This window comes from Streptacidiphilus rugosus AM-16 (assembly GCF_000744655.1).
Taxonomy (GTDB): domain Bacteria; phylum Actinomycetota; class Actinomycetes; order Streptomycetales; family Streptomycetaceae; genus Streptacidiphilus; species Streptacidiphilus rugosus.
Window position 1 is genome coordinate 6,172,768 of the sequence record NZ_JQMJ01000004.1, and the last position, 22,492, is coordinate 6,195,259.

A 22,492-nucleotide genomic window follows, 5' to 3' on the forward strand; every position below is an offset into this window, starting at 1 on the left:
GGCGGGGCCGGGCGGGGCCTTCGGCGTGAACCGGTGAACCTACTGCGCCGCGCGGGGCTCGGGCGCGACCATCAGATTGGTGCGGCGCGGGTTCGCGGTCTGCTGCGGCAGCTCCGCGCCGTCGACGGCGGACGCGCGCAGCGCGGGGCCGCCGTCCTCGGGCAGGGCGGCGAGCGTGGTCCGGCGGGGGTTGGCCGTCGGGCGGAAGCTCATCGTCGTCTTGAAGGTCACCGGGAACCTCACCTTAGAAATCGTTCAGTGGCACATCCAGGATCTCATTCCACATCAAGGTCACCCTGCACTACCTCAACGCCTGTGAGTTTGGTCACTTTTCTACGGGGTACAGCCGACAGTTACGACATTGTGGCCTCTTCCGCAAACCCCGCATAAGGCTCATATCGGACAAAATCATGACGCGGCGTCACCTTGATCCCCGCGAATCGGACGCATGTGTGTCCGAAAGATGCGGTTTCCCCTGCCACAATTCGCACACTGTGTCACCGTGTTCCCACTGATGGTCACAGGTTCGGCTACCCAGCGTCGCCCCTTGTTGGAGCTTCGGGGCTGTGCTGGAATGCCACGGACCGCCGGAGGCCGCCCCTCCATAGCGCCAACAGCACGGCGCCGGAGCCGACTCGACGGCGGCTAACGGGCGCAGCTCGGACCCGACCGGGGTCCACGCCCACCGAGAACTCGACACCGTCCCTACCGCTGCCCACAGCGCGGGACGCCTGGTCCAGAGGTTGCGACGCTAGTGCAGGGACGTATCAAGAGGGGTGGCGGCGCGGGCAACCCGGCGGACCGCGGAGCAGCTGGCCATCAGCAGCCGTCGCCGAATGCCCCCCACGCCGCCGAGGGCTCCCGCCCCGGGCCCACGCAGAGCCAGGCCGGTACCGACGCCCAGGGCGCCAAGCCCGGCAAGGAAACCAAGGCCGGCCAGAGCCGAATAGGCCGGATCACCCCGCAGAAGGTCCGCGGGGCCCGCCGCTACGCGCTCAACAACTGGCGAATCCGGACCAGGCTGACCGCGCTGCTCGTACTCCCCGTGATCGCGGCCATCGTCCTCGGTGGCCTGCGTATCCAGGGCTCCCTGCAGACCCAGCAGCAGCTCGACAACGTCGCCAAGCTCGGTGACGTCGCCCAGGCCGCGACGCTGCTGGCGATCTCGCTGGAGAACGAGCGCGACGACATGGCGCTCGGCGTCAGCACCGGCAACCCGCACGGCGGTCAGTTCCTCTACGACCAGAAGCAGACGGCGACGCACAACCAGAAGCTCGCCAACCTGGTCAACCAGCTGGACCTGACCCAGCTCCCGGGCAACGGTGTCGACATCCAGGACGTCCGGAAGAAGCTCGGCAACATCCGGACGATCGAGCAGAACGCGTTCCAGGCCAACCAGGGCGACCTGCAGAAGACCATCGCGCAGTTCGACGGCCTGATCACGCCGCTCACGCAGGTCACCGAGGACCTCGCCCTCGCGTCCTCGAACGTGCAGCTGGTCCAGGCGACCCGCTCGCTGCAGGCGTTCACGCAGTGGCACGAGGACCTGGCCATCGTCCGGTCGACGATGACCGCCGCCCTGGGTCACATGGACCCGGCGACCGGGCAGATCAGCCCGTTCCTGGCGACCAGCGACCGGCAGTACGCGCTGAGCGCGTTCCAGGACGCCGACCTCGCCCAGCAGGAGTTCAGGGCGCTCTACGGCACCGAGAAGGCCAACAACCTCATCGGTTCCTGGCAGAACAACACCAACGTCAGCGCGTTCAACCGCACCGCGAGTGCGCTGCTGAACAACACCCAGGGCTTCGTCGGCCAGACCCTGCTGCCCGTGCAGGACTGGTTCAGCCAGTCCGGCACGCAGATGCAGCTGATGGTCCTGGACGAGACGGTGCTGGTCCAGGAGCTCAACAACACGGCCGCCCAGCTGCGGTCGCAGGCCCAGACCGACGCCTACGTCAACGCCGGTCTGATCGCCCTCGTCCTCGTCGTCGCCATCGCCGGCGCCGCGCTGGTCGCCCGCTCGATGGTCCGCACGCTGGCCAAGCTGCAGGAGACCGCCGAGGACGTCGCCGAGCACACGCTGCCGGAGATGGTCCGCAAGCTCTCCGAGTCCGACCCGCAGGACGTCGACGTCTCGATCGCGCCGATCGGGATCGACACCACGGACGAGATCGGCCACGTGGCCCGAGCCTTCGACAAGGTCCACAGCCAGGCGGTCCGACTCGCCGCCGAGCAGGCCCTGCTCCGAGGCAACATCAACGCGATGTTCACCAACCTCTCGCGCCGCTCGCAGGGCCTGATCCAGCGTCAGCTGTCGATGATCTCCGAGTTGGAGTCCCGCGAGGCGGACCCGGACCAGCTGGCCCAGCTGTTCAAGCTCGACCACCTCGCGACGCGTATGCGTCGTAACGGTGAGAACCTCCTCGTCCTCGCGGGTGAGGACCCGGGCCGACGCTGGACCCGTCCGGTCCCGCTGGTCGACGTGCTCCGCGCCGCCGCCTCCGAGGTGGAGCAGTACGAGCGCATCGAGCTGGCCTCCGTGCCGACGGCGGACGTCGCCGGCCGCGTCGTGAACGACCTCGTCCACCTGCTCGCCGAGCTGCTCGAGAACGCGACCTCGTTCTCCAGCCCGCAGACGCGCGTCCGGGTCACCGGTCACGCCCTGCCCGACGGCCGGGTGCTGGTCGAGATCCACGACACCGGCATCGGCCTCTCCCCCGACGACCTGGCCGAGATCAACGAGCGACTGGCGAACCCGCCGGTGGTGGACGTCTCCGTCTCCCGCCGCATGGGCCTCTTCGTGGTCGGTCGACTCTCGCTCCGTCACGGCATCCGGATCCAGCTGCGCCCCAGCGACTCCGGCGGCACCACCGCGCTGGTCATGCTCCCGGTCGACGTCACCAACGTCGCCGAGCGCCGCGCCGGCGGTCAGGCTCCGGCCGCGCCCGCGGGCCCGCAGCGCCAGGCGGCCCCGGCCGCTCCGCAGCGCACCCCGCTCGCCCAGGGCGGTCCCGGCGGCGCGGGCGGTCGTCCGTCGCTGCCGCAGCAGTCGCAGCTCGGCCTGCCGCAGGGCCCTGGCGCCCAGGCCGGCGGCCCGCAGGGCGGACTCCCCCGCCGTGGCGGCCAGCCGACCGACGGTCGCGGCACGCCGATGCCCGCGATGCCCGCACAGGCGGACGCCGGCTTCGGCCAGCAGGGCCTGCCGCAGCGCGGCGGCCCGCAGCAGGGCCAGCCCGGCCTGCCGACCCGTGGTCAGGGCCCCGCGCCCGCCCAGGGCCTGCCGCAGCGCGGCGCGCCGCAGCAGCCGGCCGGCTTCGACCCGAGCCGGACCGACGGCCGCGGCATGCCGATCCCGAACGCCGGCCAGCCCGGCGCGGACCAGACCTTCGGTGCGGGCCTGCCCCAGGGCGGCCCTCAGCAGCCCGGCGGCCACCCGCAGGGCGGTCAGGGCCAGCCCGGCTACCCGCAGGCCGGCCGCACCGACGGTCGGGGCCTGCCGCAGCAGGAGTCCTCGCCGTGGGCGGAGCAGCCGCAGCACGGTTCTCCGGCCGGGCAGCCGCTGGGCGCGGTCGACAGCACCGCGCAGTTCGCCCGCCCGCGCTTCGAGGAGGAGCCGCAGGCCCGTCCGGCCGCGCCGGTTCCGCCGCAGCAGCCCATGCCCGCCCCGCAGCCGCCGCAGCAGCCGATGCCGCAGCGCCCGCAGGCGGACTTCGGTTCGGACCCGCTCACCCGGGCCCTTCCGGCCGCGGACCCCGGCAGCACCAGCTCGCCGATCTTCGAGCAGATGGAGACGACCTGGTTCCGCGCCGGCCGTGCCGAGCGGATGCGCGGCGTGCAGGTCTCCGCGCAGGAGGCCGGCCAGGAGCGGAACCGCCCGGAGCAGCCGCAGGCCGGCCGTCCGGTTCAGCCGGCCCAGCCGGGCATGCCGTCCGGGGCGACCGCCGCGTCCGGCATGAGCGACGGTCAGGCGCCGTGGCGCAACTCCAGCAACGACGAGACGTGGCGCCGGGCCGAGCAGGTCCGCGAGCCCAGCGCCGGCGGCGTGATGCCGTCCGGTCTGCCCCGACGCGTGCCGAAGGCCAACCTGGTCCCCGGTACCGCCGAGGCCTCGACGATGCCTGGTCCGCAGGTCTCCCGCTCGCCGGAAGAGGTCCGCGGACGACTCACCAACCTGCGTCGTGGTATCCAGCAGGGTCGTGCCGCGGGGGCGGCCGGTCCTGACCAGGGCAACGGCCCGTACGGCAGCAACCCCCAGGAGCGTTGATCCAGATGAGCCAGATGAGCCAGGCGGCACACAACCTGAACTGGTTGATCACCAATTTCGTGGACAACACCCCAGGGGTGTCGCACACCGTGGTGGTCTCCGCCGACGGTCTGCTGCTGTCCATGTCCGAGGGCTTCCCCAGGGACCGGGCCGACCAGTTGGCGGCGGTGGCCTCCGGGCTGACCTCGCTGACCCAGGGCGCGTCCCGGATCTTCGAGGGCGGCAAGGTCACCCAGACCGTGGTCGAGATGGAGCGCGGCTTCCTCTTCATCATGGCCGTCTCCGACGGTTCGTCCCTCGCGGTGCTCTCCTCGCCGGACAGCGACATCGGCCTGGTCGGCTACGAGATGGCGCTGCTGGTCGACCGTGCCGGCGACGTGCTGACCCCGGCCCTCCGCGCCGAGCTCCAGGGCAGTCTGCTGCACTGACCCGAGTGAGACGTGGACCACCCCGGCCTGCGAATCCTGGCGCCATCGGGACTCGCGGGCCGGAGGCCACGTACACTCCGGTGCCACTCGAGCGCGAGCAGAGCGCCACCCGACCACGCACCATCCCACCCTCGCCGCGGGAAGGCACGACAGCCGCTGCAGCACTAGGAGGACTGATGACTTCACCGCACGGAGGCCAAGGCGGCGCACGCCAGCCGCTGGTGCGCCCCTACGCCATGACGGGCGGGCGCACCCGGCCGCGGTACCAGCTCGCCATCGAGGCGCTGGTCACCAGCACGCCGCAGGCCTACCGCTCGGGGACGCTGCTTCCCGAGCACGCGCGGATCGTGGACCTGTGCCGCGAAGTGAAGTCGGTGGCGGAGGTCTCCGCCCTGTGCCCCATGCCGCTCGGTGTCGCCCGCATCCTCGTCGCCGACCTGGCCGAGGCCGGCCTGGTCGCCATCCACCAGCCCGCGGCCGCCTCCGAATCCGGCGGCGCGCCCGACGTCACACTGCTCGAAAGGGTGCTCAGTGGACTACGCAAGCTCTAGCCCGCCCCTGGCGACCCGCGCCACGACCTCCGCGAAGATCGTGGTGGCGGGCGGCTTCGGCGTGGGCAAGACGACGCTGGTCGGCGCGGTGTCCGAGATCAACCCGCTGCGCACCGAGGCCGTGATGACCTCGGCCTCGGCCGGGATCGACGACCTGACGCACGTCAGCGGCAAGACCACGACCACGGTCGCGATGGACTTCGGCCGCATCACCCTCGATGCGGACCTGATCCTCTACCTGTTCGGCACCCCCGGCCAGGACCGCTTCTGGTTCATGTGGGACGACCTGGTCCGCGGCGCGATCGGCGCCGTCGTCCTGGTCGACACCCGCCGCCTGGCGGACTGCTTCCCCGCCATCGACTACTTCGAGAACAGCGGCCTGCCGTTCGTCGTCGCCCTCAACGGCTTCGACGGCTACCAGGCCCACAACCCCGAAGAGGTGCGCGAGGCCCTGCAGTTGGGGCCGGACACGCCGATCATCAGCACCGACGCGCGGCGTCGCGACAGCGCGAAGTCCGCGCTGATCACGCTCGTCGAGCACGCCCTGCTCGCCCGGCTCCGGTAGCCACCGAAGCCGGTCCCGACCAAGTGCTGAACATTCCATAACAGTTCGGCACGCATTTCCCACCCAGCTCTCACCGCCGGTAGGCGAGCGCACACGCAGCGCAGAACCAAGCGTGAGCATTCGCCGCCCGTGGGAGTTTATGTCCCATTTTTCACCAGGAATCCGGCTCCGCACGGGTGTTTGGCCCAGGCCATGACCCCGTGCTGAAATGCCAGCCACGCCGGTAGAGACCCCCGGATGCACGACAAGGCCGCCCTGGCCGAGAGGTTGAGTCGAGTGAGCCACAACGAGGCAGCTCCAGGTGCCGGCAGCGCACCCCAGGTCCGGCCTGCGGGTCGGTTCTCTCTGAGCAACCGCCGCCTACCCGTCAAGCTGGTCATCATTCTCATGGTGCCCGTGCTGACGGCCCTGGCCTTCGGCGGGCTCCGTGTCCAGAGCTCGTACACCAGCTGGCGCACCGCGCAGGACGCGGAGAAGGTCGCCAAGCTGGTGGAGGCCGCCACGGAGGCCGTGCAGGCCCTCGACCTCGAACGGGACCTCACCGCTCAGCCCCTGGCACAGGGCCATCTCAACAGTCCGACGGTGCTCTCCCTGCACCACGCCAGCGACGCGGCCGTCGCGCACTTCCAGCAGCTGGCCCAGCAGGCGCCGAACGTCGGGCACCTCAAGGAGCGCATAGCCAACGCCAACGAGGAGCTCTCGCACCTCAAGGACCTGCGCAACGTCGCGTACCAGAGGACGGACACGAGCACCGAGGAGAACTACTCCAGCCTGCTCTCCTCCCTCCAGGCCCTGGACAACGAGCTCGTCGTCGGCAACGGAAGCAGCATCAACTCCGACGCCCGGTCCATCTACGCGATCACCCTGGCCAAGGACGCCGTCTCGGTCGACCGCGCCGTCGTGATGCACATGCTCGTGGAGAAGGGCGCGTCCCCCTCCGACCGGCAGGGCCAGGCGGTCCGCGCCTTCAGTTACCTCTTCCTCCAGAACGTCGCGCAGGGCGAGTTCAACAACGCCGCCGACGCCACGTTCAAGCAGGCCCTCCAGAACTCCCTCAACGCCGCCCAGAAGCAGGCCGCCGAGGCGGTGCTCGCCGCCCAGCAGGCCGCCCAGCAGGCGGGCAGGCCGTTCGTCGCGCCGCACGACATCCCGACGATGGTCAACTACGTCACCTCGGGCCTGTCCACCTCGGCGCTGAACGCCAAGGGCGTGACGACCGCCAACTGGATGGCCGCCACCACCCTCGAGTTCAACGCCATGCGCTCGGTCGAGAAGCAGCTGACCGACGCCGCCGTGCAGCAGGCCTCGGCCGACGCCACCAAGGCCCGCAACGACGCGCTCATGAACGCGGCCATCGTGCTCGGCGCGCTGCTCGTGGCCGGTGTGCTCACCTCGCTGATCGCCCGCTCGATGATCCGCAGCATGCGCAGCCTGCGCGACGCCGCGCAGCACATCGCCAACGACCGCCTGCCGGACCTGGTCCGCCAGCTCTCCCGGACCGACCCGGGCAAGGTCGACCTCAACGTCGCCCCCATCCCGGTCAACGGCAAGGACGAGATCTCCGAGGTCGCCCGCGCCTTCGACGACGTCCACCGCGAGGCGATCCGACTCGCCGCCGAGCAGGCCCTGCTCCGGGGCAACGTCAACGCGATCTTCACCAACCTCTCCCGTCGTTCGCACGGCCTGATCGAGCGCCAGCTGGCGCTGATCACGGACCTGGAGAACAACGAGGCCGACCCCGACCAGCTGGAGAACCTCTTCAAGCTCGACCACCTGGCCACCCGCATGCGCCGCAACGGCGAGAACCTCCTGGTCCTCGCCGGCGAGGACGCCGGACGGTCCTGGGGTGAGCCCATCCCGCTGGTCGACGTGCTCCGCGCCGCCGCCTCCGAGGTGGAGCAGTACGAGCGCATCGAGCTGGCCGGCATCCCCGAGACCGACGTGATCGGCCCCGCCGTCACCGACCTCGTGCACCTGCTGGCCGAGCTGCTGGAGAACGCCACCACCTTCTCCAGCCCGCAGACCAAGGTCAGGGTCACCGCGACCCGCCTGCCGGACCAGCGCGTGCTGGTCGAGATCCACGACAAGGGCATCGGCCTCACCTCCGAGGACTTCGCCGAGATCAACGCGAAGCTGGCCGACCCGCCGACCGTGGACGCCACCGTCTCCCGGCAGATGGGCCTCTTCGTGGTCGGCCGCCTGGCGGAGCGCCACGGCGTCCGCGTCCAGCTGCGCCCCTCCGGCGAGTCGGCGGGCACCACCTCCCTGGTGATGCTCTCCGAGCAGCTGACCCAGCTGCCGCGCGTCGGCGAGCCCGAGGAGCAGTTCACCGTCTCCCGGATCTACCCCGAGGGTGCGCAGGGCCAGCACGCCCAGCAGGCCCCCGGCGCCTTCGGCGGCAACGCGATGCCCGGCATGCGGACCGCGAGCGAGCTGGGCTTCGACGACAGCCGCTACGACCGCACGGCCGAGCAGCCGGCCGAGCAGACGCTGGCCCTGGACGCCGTGCAGCGTTCGCTGCGCCTCGGCCAGCGCCGCCAGCAGGCCGCCCTCGAGGCGGGCCCGGAGACGGACGGCTACGCCGAGCCGGGCTTCCAGGAGCAGGGTTACGCCCCCCAGGGCTACCAGGACCAGGCGTTCCAGGACCAGGCGTTCCAGGAGCCGGCCTTCCAGGAGCCGGGTTACGCCGAGCAGGGCTACGGCGCACAGGACTTCGGCTCCGAGTACGGTGGCTCCGAATTCCAGCAGGGCTACCAGCCCGGCGGCGACTTCGGAGCGAACCGCCCGGCCGCGTCCTACCCGGCCCCCGAGGCGGGCTACGAGCCCGGCCGCTACACCCCGCAGCACTTCGAGGCGGGCGTGGCCGACGGCGAGGCCTACGCGCCCGCCGAGGCGGCCGGGGACCGCTACTCCGAGGACACGTACCTGACCCCGGGATCGACCCCGGGCATGGAGCACTACGGCGCCGGCGCCCCGTCCTACGAGCCCGAGCCCACCCACTCCCCCGCGCCGCAGTCGCCCGCCATGGGCGCCAACGGCCTGCCCACCCGCCGACCCGGCGCCGCCCTCGGCGGCGGAGCGATCGGCAGCCGGGCGACCGGCGAGCACCCGAACTGGTTCACCGGCGCCAGGGAGACCGGTCAGCCGACCGGCTCCATGCCGGTCATGCCGTCCGGCAACGCCCGCCCCGCAGCCGCGCTCCCGGCCTCCACGCCGGCGCAGCCGGCCACCCGCGAGCCCGTCGCCGGAGGTACCACCGGCGCGGGTCTGCCGAGGCGCGTGCCCCGGCAGAACCTCCTCCCCGGCCAGATCCAGGACCCGGCGGCAGGAGCAGCCCAGCAGAACCAGCCACAAGCGCCCCAGCTGTCCCGTTCCCCCGAGGAGGTCCGCGGTCGGCTCACCAACCTGCGCCGCGGCATCCAGCAGGGACACAATGCGGGCGACACCCCACAACAGGGCTCTGGCCCGTACGGCACCAACCCCCAGGAGCGTTGATCAAAGATGAGCCAGATGAGCCAAGCGGCCCAGAACCTCAACTGGTTGATCACCAACTTCGTGGACAACACCCCTGGGGTGTCGCACACCGTGGTGGTCTCCGCCGACGGTCTGCTGCTCGCGATGTCCGAGGGCTTTCCGCGTGACCGGGCCGACCAGCTCGCCGCGGTGGCCTCCGGGCTGACCTCGCTGACCCAGGGCGCCTCCCGGATCTTCGAGGGCGGCAAGGTCACCCAGACCGTGGTCGAGATGGAGCGCGGCTTCCTCTTCATCATGGCCGTCTCCGACGGTTCGTCCCTCGCCGTGCTCGCGTCCCCGGACAGCGACATCGGCCTGGTCGGCTACGAGATGGCCCTGCTGGTCGACCGCGCGGGTACCGTCCTCACCCCTGCGCTCCGCGCGGAGCTCCAGGGGAGCCTGCTGCACTGACACGGCGTCAACCCACCTGACGTCCACACGAGCCGCATTCGCCACTCGTACCACTGTGAGGAGGAACCGTGACACCGCCCGAGGACCAGAACGGCCAGTACGGCGCTGCCTATCCGGGAACAGGCCACGACGCGTTCGGCGGTCCCGGCGGCGGCTACGCCCCCGCCCCTGGCTACCCCGGTTACGAGCAGTCGTCGCACCCGGCCCCGCATCAGGCCCCGCAGGGCGGCGGTCAGTCCGGCTACTGGCAGGACCAGCAGCCGGAGTGGCAGCCGCCGACGCGAGGCAGCGCGAGCCAGCCGGTCGAGCCTTCGCCGGAGGACGAGGAGCCGCTCATACGGCCCTACGCGATGACCGGCGGCCGGACCCGTCCGCGGTACCAGCTGGCCATCGAGGCCCTGGTCTCGACGACGGCGGCGCCGGAGCGGATCGGCTCGCTGCTGCCGGAGCACCAGCGGATCTGCAGCCTCTGCACGGACATCAAGTCGGTGGCGGAGATCTCGGCCCTGCTCTCCATGCCGCTGGGCGTGGCCCGCATTCTTGTCGCCGACCTGGCCGAGTCCGGCCTCGTCGCGATCCACCAGCCCGCCGCCGGGGGCGAATCCGGCGGAACGCCTGATGTGACACTGCTCGAAAGGGTGCTCAGTGGACTACGCAAGCTCTAGGCCGACTGCCCCGGCCGCGGCCGCGACCGGGGGCCGCAGCACGACCTCCGCGAAGATCGTGGTGGCGGGCGGCTTCGGCGTGGGCAAGACGACCCTCGTCGGCGCGGTCTCCGAGATCAACCCGCTGCGCACCGAGGCCGTGATGACCTCGGCCTCGGCCGGGATCGACGACCTCAGCCATGTCAGCGGCAAGACGACCACGACGGTCGCGATGGACTTCGGCCGTATCACGCTGGACGAGGACCTGATCCTGTACCTGTTCGGCACGCCCGGCCAGGACCGCTTCTGGTTCATGTGGGACGACCTGGTCCGCGGCGCGATCGGCGCCGTCGTCCTGGTCGACACCCGCCGCCTGGCGGACTGCTTCCCCGCGATCGACTACTTCGAGAACAGCGGCCTGCCGTTCATCGTGGCGGTCAACGCGTTCGACGGGAACCAGTCCCACACCCCGGACGAGGTCCGCGAGGCGCTCCAGCTCGGCCACGACACGCCGATCATCACCACGGACGCCCGCCGCCGCGACAGCGCGAAGTCCGCGCTGATCACCCTCGTCGAGCACGCCCTGCTGGCCCGCCTGCGGTAACTCTCCCGCCCAGGGAACGCTGCAACACCCAGGGGCGCGGGGAACTGCGCGAGACACCACCCGGTGCGGATGGCCCTGACCGTTCGGTCGACCATCTGCGTGGGTGGCTTGTCGCGCAGTTCCTCGCGCCCCTTGGTGCTTCCCGCCTGCCTACCCCGTCGCGCCCACGCGCCGAAGGCGCAGATCAGCAGAGCCTCGCGCCCCTTGGTGCTTCCCGCCTCCTGCCTACCCCGTCGCGCCCACGCGCCGGAGGCGCAGATCAGCAGTTCCTCGCGCCCCTTGGTGCTTCCCGCCTGCCTACCCCGTCGCGCCCACGCGCCGGAGGCGCAGATCAGCAGTTCCTCGCGCCCCTTGGTGCTTCCCGCCTGCCTACCCCGTCGCGCCCACGTGCCGAAGGCGCAGATCAGCAGAGCCTCGCGCCCCTTGGTGCTTCCCGCCTGCCTACCCCGTCGCGCCCACGCGCCGGAGGCGCAGATCAGCAGAGCCTCGCGCCCCTTGGTGCCTCCAACTTGGTGCCTCCAACCTGCCTCGGGCCTCGCTCAGGGGGTGAGGCCGGCGCGGAGGAGGCCGAAGGTGTAGGCGTCGTCGAGGGCCTGCCAGCTGGCGTTGATGACGTTCTCGGCCACGCCGACCGTGGACCAGGTGGTGACGCCGTCGGTGGTCTCGATCAGGACGCGGGTCTTGGAGCCCGTGCCGTGCTGGCCCTCCAGGATGCGGACCTTGTAGTCCGTCAGTTCCAGCTTCGCCAGCTGCGGGTAGAAACGGCCCACCGCGGCCCTCAGTGCCGCGTCCAGCGCGTCGACGGGGCCGTTGCCCTCCCCGGTGGCGATGATGCGCTCGCCCTTGGCCCAGAGCTTCACCGTGGCCTCGTTGGCCGAGGAGCCGTCCGTGCGCTGCTCCGCGATCGCGCGCCAGGACTCCAGCGTGAAGAACCGCTCCTCCGCGCCCTTCGCCTCCGCCCGCAGCAGCAGTTCGAAGGAGGCGTCCGCGGCCTCGTAGGTGTAGCCCGCGAGCTCCCGCTCCTTGACCCGGTCCACCACGCGGCCGACCAGCTCGCGGTCCGCGGACAGGTCGTAGCCCAGCTCCCTGCCCTTGAGCTCGACCGAGGCGCGGCCCGCCATGTCCGAGACCAGCATGCGCATGCTGTTGCCGACCAGGGCCGGATCGGTGTGCTGGTAGAGGTCGGGATCGACCTTGATCGCCGAGGCGTGCAGGCCGGCCTTGTGCGCGAAGGCGGAGACGCCCACGTACGGCTGGTGGGTGGAGGGCGTCAGGTTGACCACCTCGGCGATGGCGTGCGAGATGCGGGTCATCTCCGCCAGCCGGCCCTCCGGCAGCACCCTGCGGTCGTACTTCAGCTCCAGCGCGCCGACCACGGGGAACAGGTTCGCGTTGCCGACCCGCTCGCCGTAGCCGTTGGCCGTGCACTGGACGTGGGTCGCGCCGGCGTCCACCGCGGCGAGGGTGTTCGCGACCGCGCAGCCGGTGTCGTCCTGGGCGTGGATGCCCAGCCGCGCGCCGGTCTCGGCCAGCACGTCCGCGACGATCTCGCGGACGCCGCCGGGCAGCATGCCGCCGTTGGTGTCGCACAGCACGACGACGTCCGCGCCCGCCTCGTGGGCGGCCCGCACCACCGACAGCGCGTACGCGCGGTTCGCCTTGTAGCCGTCGAAGAAGTGCTCGCAGTCGATGAACACCCGGCGTCCCTCGGAGCGCAGGTACGCGACGCTGTCGCGGACCATGGCGAGGTTCTCCTCCAGGGTGGTGCGCAGGGCGAGGTCGACGTGGCGGTCGTGGGACTTGGCGACCAGCGTCACCACCGGCGCGCCGGAGGCGACCAGCGCGCGCAGCTGCGCGTCCTCCTCGGCCTTGCCGCCCGCGCGGCGGGTCGCCCCGAAGGCGACCAGCTGGGCGTGCTCCAGCTTCAGTTCGGCGGCCGCGCGGGCGAAGAACTCGGTGTCGCGCGGGTTGGCGCCCGGCCAGCCGCCCTCGATGAACCCCACGCCGAACTCGTCCAGGTGCCGGGCGATGGTGAGCTTGTCGGCGACGGTGAGGTTGATGCCTTCGCGCTGCGCGCCGTCGCGCAGGGTGGTGTCGAAGACGTGGAAGTCGTCGCTCAGCGGGGTCATGGCCGGGGTCTCCTGTCGGGGCTGCTCGTTCAGCGGCTGTGCTATTTAACGAAAAAGACCCCTCGCGGGATGCGAGAGGTCTGCACGCGGGTCTGGTTCGTCTCAGACCGGCGCGCTGCAGCTAATAATCAGTGCGAGCGTGGGCACGTTCGCAGTCTGACACAGATCCCGACGGGTGGGCCGTGCATCTCGTATCCCAAGATGCACGGCAGCCCTCGTACGGATCAGACGATCGGGTGCATCCAGCCGTGGGTGTCCTCGCGCTTGCCGGTCTGCAGGGCCAGCAGGGTCTCGCGCAGCTTCATGGTGACCGGGCCGGGGGCGCCGTCGCCGACCTGCCAGTCGCCGCGGGCGGACTTCACCGAACCGACCGGGGTGATCACCGCGGCGGTGCCGCAGGCGAAGACCTCCGTCAGCTCGCCGGAGGCGTTGCCCTCGCGCCACTCGTCGGTGGAGATCTTCCGCTCCTCCGTCGCGTGGCCCAGGTCGGCGGCGATGCTGAGCAGCGAGTCACGGGTGATGCCGGGCAGCAGCGAGCCGGAGAGCTCCGGGGTCACGATGCGCGCGTCCTCGCCCTCGCCGAAGACGAAGTAGAGGTTCATGCCGCCCATCTCCTCGATCCAGCGGCGCTCCACGGCGTCCAGCCAGACGACCTGGTCGCAGCCCTGCTCGGCGGCCTGGGCCTGGGCGACCAGCGAGGCGGCGTAGTTGCCCGCGCACTTCGCCGCGCCGGTGCCGCCGGGGGCCGCGCGGACGTACTCCTCGGAGATCCACACGGAGACCGGCTTGACGCCGCCGGAGAAGTACGCGCCGGCCGGGGAGGCGATCAGCATGAAGAGGTACTCGTTGGCCGGACGGACGCCCAGGCCGACCTCGGTGGCGAACATGAACGGGCGCAGGTAGAGGCTGGCCTCGTCCTGGTTCGGCACCCACGCCTGGTCCTGGGTGACCAGCGCCTCGACGGCGGCCACGAACAGCTCCTCGGGCAGCTCCGGCATGGCCAGGCGGCGCGCGGAGGCCTGGAAGCGGCGGGCGTTGGCCTCGGGGCGGAAGGTCTGGATCCGGCCGTCCGCGGTGCGGTAGGCCTTCAGGCCCTCGAAGATCGACTGGCCGTAGTGCAGCGTCATGTTGGCCGGGTCGATCTCCAGCGGGCCGTAGGGCGCCAGCTGCGCGTCGTGCCAGCCGCGGCCCTCGGTCCAGCGGATGGTCACCATGTTGTCGGTGAAGAAGCGCCCGAAGCCGGGAGAGGCCAGCCGGGCCTCGCGCTCGGCGGTGGGCAGCGGGTGGGCCGAGGGCTTGAGCTCGATAGAGAGGGAGGTCATCGACGTTTGTCCTTCACCGTGTCGTCATGGTGGGAACTCGACCTGGGTGAGCTCCCACCGTCGATGGTCGCATTGATCGGGGGGACAGCGACAGCCGGTGGGCCCGCGACGGGCTCACGACACGGTGGAACACAGCACCGGGCCGTCGCCGGCCCGGTGCTGGGATGATGCGGGCCGACGGTCAGCCGGCTACTCGGGCGGCGAGCGCGTCGCCGATCTCCGAGGTGGAGCGGGCGGCGGTCAGCGAGGCGCGCTCCGCCAGGTCGGCGGCGACGGCGGCCTCGATCTTCGCGGCCTCCTCGGTGTGGCCGAGGTGGCTCAGCAGCATGGCGACCGACAGCACGGTGGCGGTCGGGTCGGCCTTGCCCTGCCCGGCGATGTCCGGGGCCGAACCGTGCACCGGCTCGAACATGGACGGGAAGGCGCCGCTGGGGTTGATGTTGCCGGAGGCGGCCAGGCCGATGCCGCCGGTGACGGCAGCGGCGAGGTCGGTCAGGATGTCGCCGAAGAGGTTGTCGGTGACGATGACGTCGAAGCGCTCGGGCTGGGTGACGAAGAAGATCGTCGCCGCGTCGACGTGCAGGTAGTCGGTGGTGACCTCGGGGAACTCGGCGGCGACCTGGTCGAAGACGCGCTTCCACAGGTGGCCGGCGTGGACCAGCACGTTGTTCTTGTGGACCAGGGTGAGCTTCTTGCGGGGACGCGCCTGGGCGCGGGCGAAGGCGTCGCGGACGACGCGCTCGATGCCGAACGCCGTGTTGAGGCTGACCTCGGTGGCGATCTCCTGGTCGGTCCCGGTGCGCAGCGAACCGCCGTTGCCCACATAGGGACCCTCGGTGCCCTCGCGGACCACGACGAAGTCGATGTCCGGGTCGCCCGCCAGCGGCGACTGCACCCCGGGGAAGAGCTTGCCCGGGCGCAGGTTCACGTGGTGGTCGAAGGCGAAGCGCAGCTTCAGCAGCAGTCCGCGCTCCAGCACGCCGGAGGGCACGGACGGGTCGCCGATGGCGCCGAGCAGGATCGCGTCCGCGCCCTTCAGCTCGCCGAGGACGCTGTCCGGCAGCGTCTCGCCGGTCGCGTGGTAGCGACGCGCGCCGAGGTCGTACTCGGTGGTCTCCACCTTGATGTCGGCAGGGAGTGCGGAGGAGAGGACCTTGAGTCCTTCGGCCACGACCTCCTGGCCGATACCGTCACCAGGGATCACTGCGAGGCGGAGAGTGCGAGACATACGGCCGACCATACTCCGCTGTCCATCAGCTGACACCAGGTGTCCGCGATCCGGACGAGTGAGTCGGCCGCGCGTCTCCTACCAGGACGGGGCCGCGACCGCGGCGTCCTGGTGTCCGGTGGAGCCGCCGTTGTCACGGCGGTCCAGCGCCCGCTGCAGGGCGGCGGCGGCCTCGGCGCGCTCGGAGGCGGCGTGGGCGGAACGACGGGTGCGGGGCTTCTGCGTCAGAGAAGGCATGGGGAGACTCCTGAGAAGTGCGGTCCGATCTGGGGAGAGAGGGCCGGACAGGGGTCGCCTGTGCTGGGGCCGAGCCGGAACGGCCGTGGATACGGCAGACCATCCGACTACTGCTTCTTCACGGTACGACAAGCTCCCGCGACTGTCTGCAGAGATACTTGGATTTCCTACTATCCGAGACGCGGCTCACCCGAACAGGCTCCGGGCGCGGCGCGAACGCAGGGCCTAACCTCGCTGTATGAGCTTCCAGGGCTGGCCGGCCGAGGCACTCGAGTTCTACGAGGGCCTCGAGGCGGAGAACACGAAGGAGTACTGGACGTCGCACAAGGACGTCTACGAGCGCTGCGTGCGCGAGCCGATGGCCGCACTGCTGGACGAGCTGCACGACGCCTACGGCGGCGCGAAGGTCTTCCGCCCCCACCGCGACATCCGCTTCTCGGCCGACAAGTCGCCGTACAAGACGCACATCGGCGCGGTACTGGAGAGCGGCGGCTACATCCAGCTCTCGGCGGACGGCCTCGGCGCGGGCAGCGGCTGCTACCAGATGTCCCCGGACGCGCTGGCCCGCTACCGGGCCGCGGTGGCGGAGGAGAAGCCCGGCAAGGCGCTGGAGTCCATCATCGCGAAGCTCGCGAAGGCGGACATCGAGATCATGTCCCACGACCGCCTCAAGAGCGCCCCCCGCGGCTACCCGAAGGACCACCCGCGGATCGAGCTCCTGCGCGCCAAGAACCTGGCCGCGTGGCGCCAGTGGCCGGTCGAACCGTGGCTGGGCACGGCGGAGGCCAAGAAGCACGTGGTGGGCTTCCTCAAGGCCGCCAAACCGCTCAACCAGTGGCTGACCGACCACGTCGGCGACGCGTAGAGCCGCGAGCTGCAAGAAACAACAGGGGCGCGAGGAACTGCGCGACAGGCCACCCCCTGGGTGGTGACTCGCCGAGCGAGCGGGGCCATCCGCAGTCGGCGGTTGCTCGCGCAGTTCCTCGCGCCCCTCGTGGGCCGGTCAGGCCGAAAGGTTCACCGAGCGGGCGAACTTCGCGCCGATCTCGGCGGTGATCTCCGCGAGGAGGTCCTGCGGGATCTCGCTGTCGACCGTCAGGGAGACCAGCGCGTCGCCGGCCTCCTCGTCGCGGGAGACCTGCATGCCGGCGATGTTGATGCCGGCGTCGCCGAGGAGCTTGCCCAGGGTGCCGACGACGCCCGGACGGTCCTCGTAGCGGAAGAAGCCCATGTGGTCCGTCAGGGCGACGTCCACGTCGAAGTCGTCGATGCCGACGATCTTCTGCTGGCGCTTCGGGCCGGTCAGGGTGCCCGCCACCGCGATCTCGCGGCCGTCGTTCAGCGTGCCGCGCACGGTGATGACGTTGCGGTACTCCGGGCTCTCGCTCATCGTGGTCAGCCGCACCTCGAGGCCGCGCTCCTGCGCGAACAGCGGGGCGTTGACGTAGGAGACCGTCTCGGCCACGACGTCCTCGAAGACGCCCTTGAGCGCGGACAGCTCCAGCACCTTCACGTCGTGCTGGGTGATCTCGCCGCGCACCTCGACGTCGAGGCGGACCGCGACCTCGCCCGCCAGCGCGGTGAAGATCCGGCCCAGCTTCTCGGCCAGCGGCAGACCGGGACGGACGTCCTCGGCGATGACGCCGCCCTGGACGTTGACCGCGTCGGGCACGAGCTCACCGGCGAGCGCGAGGCGCACGCTGCGGGCGACGGCGATGCCGGCCTTCTCCTGCGCCTCGTCCGTGGACGCGCCCAGGTGCGGGGTGGCCACGACGTTGTCGAAGCCGAAGAGCGGCGAGTCGGTGCAGGGCTCCTTGACGAAGACGTCCAGGCCCGCGCCGGCGACCCGGCCCTCCTTGAGGGCGGCGGCGAGCGCCTCCTCGTCGACGATGCCGCCGCGGGCGGCGTTGACGATGCGGACCGTCGGCTTGACCTTGTGCAGCGCCTCGTGGCCGATCAGGCCCACCGTCTCCGGGGTCTTGGGCAGGTGCACGGTGATGAAGTCGGCGACCTCGAGCAGCTCGTCCAGCGGGAGCAGCTTGACGCCCATCTGCGCCGCGCGGGCGGCCTGGATGTAGGGGTCGTACGCGACGATCTTCATGCCGAAGGCGGACATGCGCTGCGCGACCAGGACGCCGATGCGGCCCAGGCCGACGACGCCGAGGGTCTTCTCGGCCAGCTCGACGCCGGTGTACTTGCTGCGCTTCCACTCGCCGTTCTTCAGCGCGAGGTTGGCGGCGGGGATGTGACGCGCCGTCGACAGCAGCAGGCCACAGGCGAGCTCGGCGGCGGTGACGATGTTGGAGGTCGGCGCGTTGACGACCATCACGCCCGCCTTGGTGGCGGAGGGCACGTCCACGTTGTCGAGACCGACGCCGGCGCGGGCGACGACCTTGAGCTTGCGGGCGGCGGCGATGGCCTCGGCGTCCACCTTGGTGGCGGAGCGGATCAGGATCGCGTCCACGTCCGCGATGGCGGACAGCAGCTCGGTGCGGTCGGCGCCGTCGCAGTGGCGGATCTCGAAGTCGGGGCCGAGCGCGTCGACGGTGGCAGGCGACAGCTCTTCAGCGATAAGAACTACAGGCTTGCTGCTCACGACAGTTGTCCTTACTGTCCGGTTCTCCCCGGCCGTCGCGGTTGAGGGGTGGACCCGCGAAGTTGGGACGGCATGAAGGGGACGGTGGCATGCCGCGTTGGAGACGCACGACGCTGTGAGCCTGACGCGCAGGATTTGAGTCTATCGGCGCACCGGGGTCCGCCGATCGCCCTTGCGGAGGAATCACCCGCAAGGGACCTTACGATCCGTACAAAGCATCCGTACAAAGCAGCGGGGGCGGCCGATCCGGCCGCCCCCGCCGACGACGCGGCTTACGCCTCCTCGTCGACCCAGCTCATCAGCTTGCGCAGCTTCTTGCCGGTGGTCTCCAGCAGGTGCTCGCTGTCGGCCTTCTTGTACTCGTTGTACTTGGGCAGGCCCGCCTTGTACTCGGCGATCCAGGTGTTGGCGAAGGTGCCGTCCTGGATCTCGCCGAGGACCTTCTTCATCTCGACCTTGGTCTGGTCGGTGATGATGCGCGGGCCGGTGACGTAGTCGCCCCACTCGGCCGTCTCGGAGACGGACCAGCGCATCTTCTCCAGGCCGCCCTCGTACATGAGGTCGACGATGAGCTTCAGCTCGTGGAGGCACTCGAAGTAGGCGATCTCGGGCTGGTAGCCCGCCTCGACCAGGGTCTCGAAGCCGGCCTTGACCAGGGCGGCGGTACCGCCGCAGAGGACGGCCTGCTCGCCGAAGAGGTCGGTCTCGGTCTCCTCGGTGAAGGTCGTCTTGATGACGCCGGCGCGGGTGCCGCCGATCCCCTTCGCGTAGGACAGCGCGAGCTCCAGGCCCTTGCCGGTGGCGTCCTGCTCGACGGCCACGATGCAGGGAACGCCGCGGCCCTCCTCGTACTGGCGGCGGACCAGGTGACCCGGGCCCTTCGGGGCCACCATGCAGACGTCGACGTCGGCCGGGGGCTTGATGAAGCCGAAGCGGATGTTCAGGCCGTGGCCGAAGAAGAGCGCGTCGCCCGCCTTGAGGTTGGGCTCCACGACCTCCTTGTACACGTCGGCCTGGATGGGGTCCGGCACCAGGATCATGATGACGTCGGCCTCGGCGGCGGCCTCGGCGGGCGTGACCACGCGCAGGCCCTGCTCCTCGGCCTTGGCGCGGGACTTCGACTCGGGCAGCAGGCCGACGCGGACGTCCACGCCGGAGTCGCGCAGGGAGAGCGCGTGCGCGTGGCCCTGGCTGCCGTAACCGAGGATGGCGACCTTGCGGCCCTGGATGATGGACAGATCGGCGTCGTCGTCGTAGAACAGCTCGGCCATCGCTGGCTTCTCCTTGCGGGGTCGATTCCTTGTGGACACCGTACGCCGAAGACAATTTCGGGACGGTGGATGTCTCAATGGGCGAGATTACTGTCTCACCAAGGGGTGGTCGCACGATCCGGGGGCGCGGGGAACCGCGCGCCCCGAAGCGCCTACGCGCTTCGCTCGACGGCGCGCAGCGAGCGGTCGGTGATCGAGCGCGCGCCCCTGCCGATGGCGACCATGCCGGACTGGACGAGCTCCTTGACCCCGTACGGCTCCAGCATCTTCAGCATCGCCTCGAGCTTGTCGCCGCTGCCCGTCGCCTCGATGGTGACCGCGTCCGGGGAGACGTCGACCGTCTTCGCCCGGAAGAGCTGGACGATCTCGGTCACCTGCGACCGCGTCTCCGCGTCCGCGCGGACCTTGACCAGCATCAGTTCGCGGCGGACCGCCGCCGAAGGGTCGAGCTCGACGATCTTTATCACGTTGATCAGCTTGTTCAGCTGCTTGGTGACCTGCTCCAGCGGCAGGTCCTCCACGTTGACCACGATGGTCATCCGGGAGATGTCCGGGTGCTCGGTCGGCCCGACGGCCAGCGAGTCGATGTTGAAGCCGCGCCGCGAGAACAGCGCCGCGATGCGGGCCAGGACACCGGGCTTGTTCTCGACCAGGACCGAGAGGGTGTGCTTGCTCATGACGGTCGTGATTCCCCTCAGTCGTTCTCGTCGCCGAAGTCCGGACGGACGTCGCGCGCGGCCAGGATCTCGTCGTTGCTGGTGCCGGCGGCCACCATCGGCCAGACCATGGCGTCCTGGTGCACGATGAAGTCGATCACGACGGGCGCGTCGTTCAGCGCCATCGCCTTGTCGATCACCGAGTCCAGGTCCTCCGGACGCTCGCAGCGCAGCGCGTGGCAGCCCATCGCCTCGGACAGCTTCACGAAGTCCGGGATCCGGGTGCCCGCCGCCGGGCCGCGGCCGTCGTTCTCCGGGCCGTCGTGCAGCACGGTGTTGCTGTAGCGCTCGTTGTAGAAGAGCGTCTGCCACTGGCGGACCATGCCCAGCGAGCCGTTGTTGATGATCGCGACCTTGATCGGGATGCCGTTCAGCGCACAGGTGACCAGCTCCTGGTTGGTCATCTGGAAGCAGCCGTCGCCGTCGATCGCCCAGACCGTGGCCTCCGGACGGCCCGCCTTCGCGCCCATCGCGGCCGGGACGGCGTAGCCCATGGTGCCCGCGCCGCCGGAGTTCAGCCAGGTGGCCGGCTTCTCGAAGGCGATGAACTGGCTGGCCCACATCTGGTGCTGGCCGACGCCCGCCGCGTAGATCGCCTCCGGGCCGACCTTCTGGCCGATCCGCTCGATGACCTGCTGCGGGCTGAGCATGCCCTCGGGGGCCGGGTCGTAGCCGACCGGGTAGGTCTTGCGCCAGGCGTTCAGCTGCTCCCACCAGGCGCCGTACTCGAAGCGGGCCTCGCCGGCCGCCTGTCCGGCGGCCTGTTCCTGCTGGACCGCGACGATCAGGTCCGCGATGATCTCGCGGGCGTCGCCCACGATCGGGACGTCGGCCGCGCGGTTCTTGCCGATCTCGGCCGGGTCGATGTCCGCGTGGACGATCTTCGCGAAGGGCGCGAAGGTGTCCAGCTTGCCGGTGACCCGGTCGTCGAAGCGGGTGCCCAGCGCGAACAGCAGGTCCGACTTCTGCAGCGCGGTGACCGCGGCGACCGAACCGTGCATGCCCGGCATGCCCAGGTGCTGGTCGTGGCTGTCGGGGAAGGCGCCCAGCGCCATCAGCGTGGTGACGACCGGCGCGCCGGTCAGCTCCGCCAGGATCCGCAGCTCGGTGGTGGCCTGGGCCTTGAGCACGCCGCCGCCGACGTACAGGACCGGGCGCTTGGAGGTCGCCAGCAGCTTGGCCGCCTCACGGATCTGCTTGGCGTGCGGCTTGGTGACCGGGCGGTACCCGGGCAGCTGGGCCTCGACCGGCCAGCGGAAGACCGTCCGCGCCTGCAGCGCGTCCTTGGCGATGTCCACCAGCACCGGGCCGGGGCGGCCGGTGGCGGCGATGTGGAAGGCCTCGGCGATGACGCGCGGGATGTCGGCCGCGTCGGTCACCAGGAAGTTGTGCTTGGTGATCGGCATCGTGATGCCGCAGATGTCCGCCTCCTGGAAGGCGTCCGTGCCGATGGCCTTGGAGGCGACCTGGCCGGTGATGGCGACGATCGGCACAGAGTCCATGTACGCGTCGGCGATCGGCGTCACCAGGTTGGTCGCGCCGGGACCCGAGGTCGCCATGCAGACGCCGACCTTGCCGGTGGCCTGCGCGTAGCCGGTCGCCGCGTGGCCGGCGCCCTGCTCGTGGCGGACCAGGATGTGGCGGACCTTGGTCGAGTCCATCAGCGGGTCGTAGGCCGGGAGGATCGCGCCGCCCGGGATCCCGAACACGGTCTCCGCGCCGACCGCCTCGAGGGAGCGGATGAGCGACTGGGCACCGGTCATGGGTTCTGGGCCCGCCTGCTGCGGGACGGGAGCTGCTGCCTGCTCAGTCATCTGCTGATTCCTTCTCGGACTGCTTCGGACTTCTCGGAGGGGTACTCGACGGTCGGATGCGCTGCCTCGCGGCAACAAAAAACCCCTCGTGCCCATGGTGGGCATGCGAGGGGTAGCGCGTCGGCCTGGTCAGCCAGGGAGTGTGCTCCCGGCTCAGCCGACGCGCCCGCCAAGTACGAGAATTCGGGTGCGCATGTTG

At 70.7% G+C, this 22,492-nt stretch carries 18 protein-coding genes; 9 read left to right on the plus strand and 9 right to left on the minus strand.

Translation table 11 applies throughout. The features are described from left to right. Positions 1-39 precede the first annotated feature (39 nt). Positions 40-231 carry a hypothetical protein gene (locus BS83_RS36970; RefSeq protein ID WP_157597473.1) on the minus strand — a complete coding sequence of 64 codons (192 nt, stop codon included), beginning with the start codon at positions 229-231 and terminating at the stop codon, positions 40-42. A gap of 523 nt (positions 232-754) precedes the next feature. Here BS83_RS36970 and BS83_RS36975 point away from each other — a divergent pair. The 8 genes from BS83_RS36975 (at position 755) to BS83_RS37010 (ending at position 10,980) form a co-directional block, all read left to right on the plus strand. Next, positions 755-4,264, plus strand: a complete 3,510-nt coding sequence (locus BS83_RS36975; RefSeq protein WP_037607641.1) for an ATP-binding protein — start codon at positions 755-757, stop codon at positions 4,262-4,264. A 5-nt stretch (positions 4,265-4,269) separates the two neighbouring features. Further along, the gene (locus BS83_RS36980; protein WP_037607643.1) at positions 4,270-4,692 is read left to right on the plus strand and encodes a roadblock/LC7 domain-containing protein; all 423 of its coding nucleotides are present in this window, start codon (positions 4,270-4,272) and stop codon (positions 4,690-4,692) included. Positions 4,693-4,868: 176 nt separating this feature from the next. Then, positions 4,869-5,243 (plus strand): DUF742 domain-containing protein, encoded by a 375-nt coding sequence (locus BS83_RS36985; protein WP_037607645.1) that lies wholly within the window; start codon positions 4,869-4,871, stop codon positions 5,241-5,243. After that, positions 5,224-5,808, plus strand: a complete 585-nt coding sequence (locus BS83_RS36990; RefSeq protein WP_084714706.1) for a GTP-binding protein — start codon at positions 5,224-5,226, stop codon at positions 5,806-5,808. The genes BS83_RS36985 and BS83_RS36990 overlap by 20 nt, the downstream gene beginning before the upstream one ends. 387 nt (positions 5,809-6,195) lie before the next feature. Further along, a complete protein-coding gene (locus BS83_RS36995) occupies positions 6,196-9,303 on the plus strand; it encodes a sensor histidine kinase (protein ID WP_037607648.1) in 3,108 nt (1,035 codons plus the stop codon). A gap of 15 nt (positions 9,304-9,318) precedes the next feature. After that, positions 9,319-9,732, plus strand: a complete 414-nt coding sequence (locus tag BS83_RS37000) for a roadblock/LC7 domain-containing protein (protein ID WP_037610761.1) — start codon at positions 9,319-9,321, stop codon at positions 9,730-9,732. A 68-nt stretch (positions 9,733-9,800) separates the two neighbouring features. After that, positions 9,801-10,397 carry a DUF742 domain-containing protein gene (locus BS83_RS37005; protein ID WP_051944782.1) on the plus strand — a complete coding sequence of 199 codons (597 nt, stop codon included), beginning with the start codon at positions 9,801-9,803 and terminating at the stop codon, positions 10,395-10,397. Then, positions 10,378-10,980, plus strand: coding sequence for a GTP-binding protein (locus BS83_RS37010; RefSeq protein WP_084714710.1), 603 nt, complete (start codon positions 10,378-10,380; stop codon positions 10,978-10,980). Before BS83_RS37005 ends, BS83_RS37010 begins: the two co-directional genes overlap by 20 nt. A gap of 539 nt (positions 10,981-11,519) precedes the next feature. Here the strand turns inward: BS83_RS37010 and cimA are convergent. From cimA to BS83_RS46855, 4 genes are all read right to left on the minus strand, one after another. After that, the gene (gene cimA / locus BS83_RS37015; RefSeq protein WP_037607651.1) at positions 11,520-13,109 is read right to left on the minus strand and encodes a citramalate synthase; all 1,590 of its coding nucleotides are present in this window, start codon (positions 13,107-13,109) and stop codon (positions 11,520-11,522) included. Positions 13,110-13,333: 224 nt separating this feature from the next. Beyond that, entirely contained in the window at positions 13,334-14,431 is a 1,098-nt protein-coding gene (locus BS83_RS37020; RefSeq protein WP_037607653.1) for a branched-chain amino acid aminotransferase, read from the minus strand. A gap of 181 nt (positions 14,432-14,612) precedes the next feature. Next, entirely contained in the window at positions 14,613-15,659 is a 1,047-nt protein-coding gene (locus BS83_RS37025) for a 3-isopropylmalate dehydrogenase (RefSeq protein ID WP_037607654.1), read from the minus strand. Positions 15,660-15,737: 78 nt separating this feature from the next. Next, positions 15,738-15,896 carry a hypothetical protein gene (locus BS83_RS46855; RefSeq protein ID WP_198035383.1) on the minus strand — a complete coding sequence of 53 codons (159 nt, stop codon included), beginning with the start codon at positions 15,894-15,896 and terminating at the stop codon, positions 15,738-15,740. 238 nt (positions 15,897-16,134) lie between these two features. Here BS83_RS46855 and BS83_RS37030 point away from each other — a divergent pair, with 238 nt between their 5' ends. Next, complete coding sequence (locus tag BS83_RS37030) at positions 16,135-16,761, plus strand: DUF2461 domain-containing protein (protein WP_037607655.1); 627 nt, start codon at positions 16,135-16,137, stop codon at positions 16,759-16,761. Between the two features lie 138 nt (positions 16,762-16,899). Here BS83_RS37030 and serA read toward each other — a convergent pair whose 3' ends face one another. The 4 genes from serA to BS83_RS37050 form a co-directional block, all read right to left on the minus strand. Beyond that, on the minus strand, positions 16,900-18,492 hold the full coding sequence (gene serA, locus BS83_RS37035) for a phosphoglycerate dehydrogenase (RefSeq protein ID WP_037607656.1): 1,593 nt from the start codon (positions 18,490-18,492) through the stop codon (positions 16,900-16,902). Positions 18,493-18,764: 272 nt separating this feature from the next. Beyond that, positions 18,765-19,763, minus strand: coding sequence for a ketol-acid reductoisomerase (gene ilvC / locus BS83_RS37040; protein ID WP_037607657.1), 999 nt, complete (start codon positions 19,761-19,763; stop codon positions 18,765-18,767). A 152-nt stretch (positions 19,764-19,915) separates the two neighbouring features. Then, a complete protein-coding gene (gene ilvN, locus BS83_RS37045; protein WP_037607658.1) occupies positions 19,916-20,440 on the minus strand; it encodes an acetolactate synthase small subunit in 525 nt (174 codons plus the stop codon). 17 nt (positions 20,441-20,457) lie between these two features. Next, complete coding sequence (locus BS83_RS37050; protein ID WP_037607659.1) at positions 20,458-22,293, minus strand: acetolactate synthase large subunit; 1,836 nt, start codon at positions 22,291-22,293, stop codon at positions 20,458-20,460. Between the last annotated feature and the right edge of the window lie 199 nt (positions 22,294-22,492).

Bases quoted from the DNA above. Each gene is read 5' to 3' on its own strand.
- BS83_RS37000 (WP_037610761.1), top strand. From the start codon at position 9,319: ATGAGCCAAGCGGCCCAGAACCTCAACTGGTTGATCACCAACTTCGTG.
- BS83_RS36995 (WP_037607648.1), top strand. From the start codon at position 6,196: ATGGTGCCCGTGCTGACGGCCCTGGCCTTCGGCGGGCTCCGTGTCCAG.
- BS83_RS36985 (WP_037607645.1), top strand. From the start codon at position 4,869: ATGACTTCACCGCACGGAGGCCAAGGCGGCGCACGCCAGCCGCTGGTG.
- BS83_RS37025 (WP_037607654.1), bottom strand. From the start codon at position 15,659: ATGTCTCGCACTCTCCGCCTCGCAGTGATCCCTGGTGACGGTATCGGC.
- BS83_RS37050 (WP_037607659.1), bottom strand. From the start codon at position 22,293: ATGACTGAGCAGGCAGCAGCTCCCGTCCCGCAGCAGGCGGGCCCAGAA.
- cimA (WP_037607651.1), bottom strand. From the start codon at position 13,109: ATGACCCCGCTGAGCGACGACTTCCACGTCTTCGACACCACCCTGCGC.
- BS83_RS37020 (WP_037607653.1), bottom strand. From the start codon at position 14,431: ATGACCTCCCTCTCTATCGAGCTCAAGCCCTCGGCCCACCCGCTGCCC.
- BS83_RS36980 (WP_037607643.1), top strand. From the start codon at position 4,270: ATGAGCCAGATGAGCCAGGCGGCACACAACCTGAACTGGTTGATCACC.
- BS83_RS46855 (WP_198035383.1), bottom strand. From the start codon at position 15,896: ATGCCTTCTCTGACGCAGAAGCCCCGCACCCGTCGTTCCGCCCACGCC.
- ilvC (WP_037607657.1), bottom strand. From the start codon at position 19,763: ATGGCCGAGCTGTTCTACGACGACGACGCCGATCTGTCCATCATCCAG.
- ilvN (WP_037607658.1), bottom strand. From the start codon at position 20,440: ATGAGCAAGCACACCCTCTCGGTCCTGGTCGAGAACAAGCCCGGTGTC.
- BS83_RS37030 (WP_037607655.1), top strand. From the start codon at position 16,135: ATGAGCTTCCAGGGCTGGCCGGCCGAGGCACTCGAGTTCTACGAGGGC.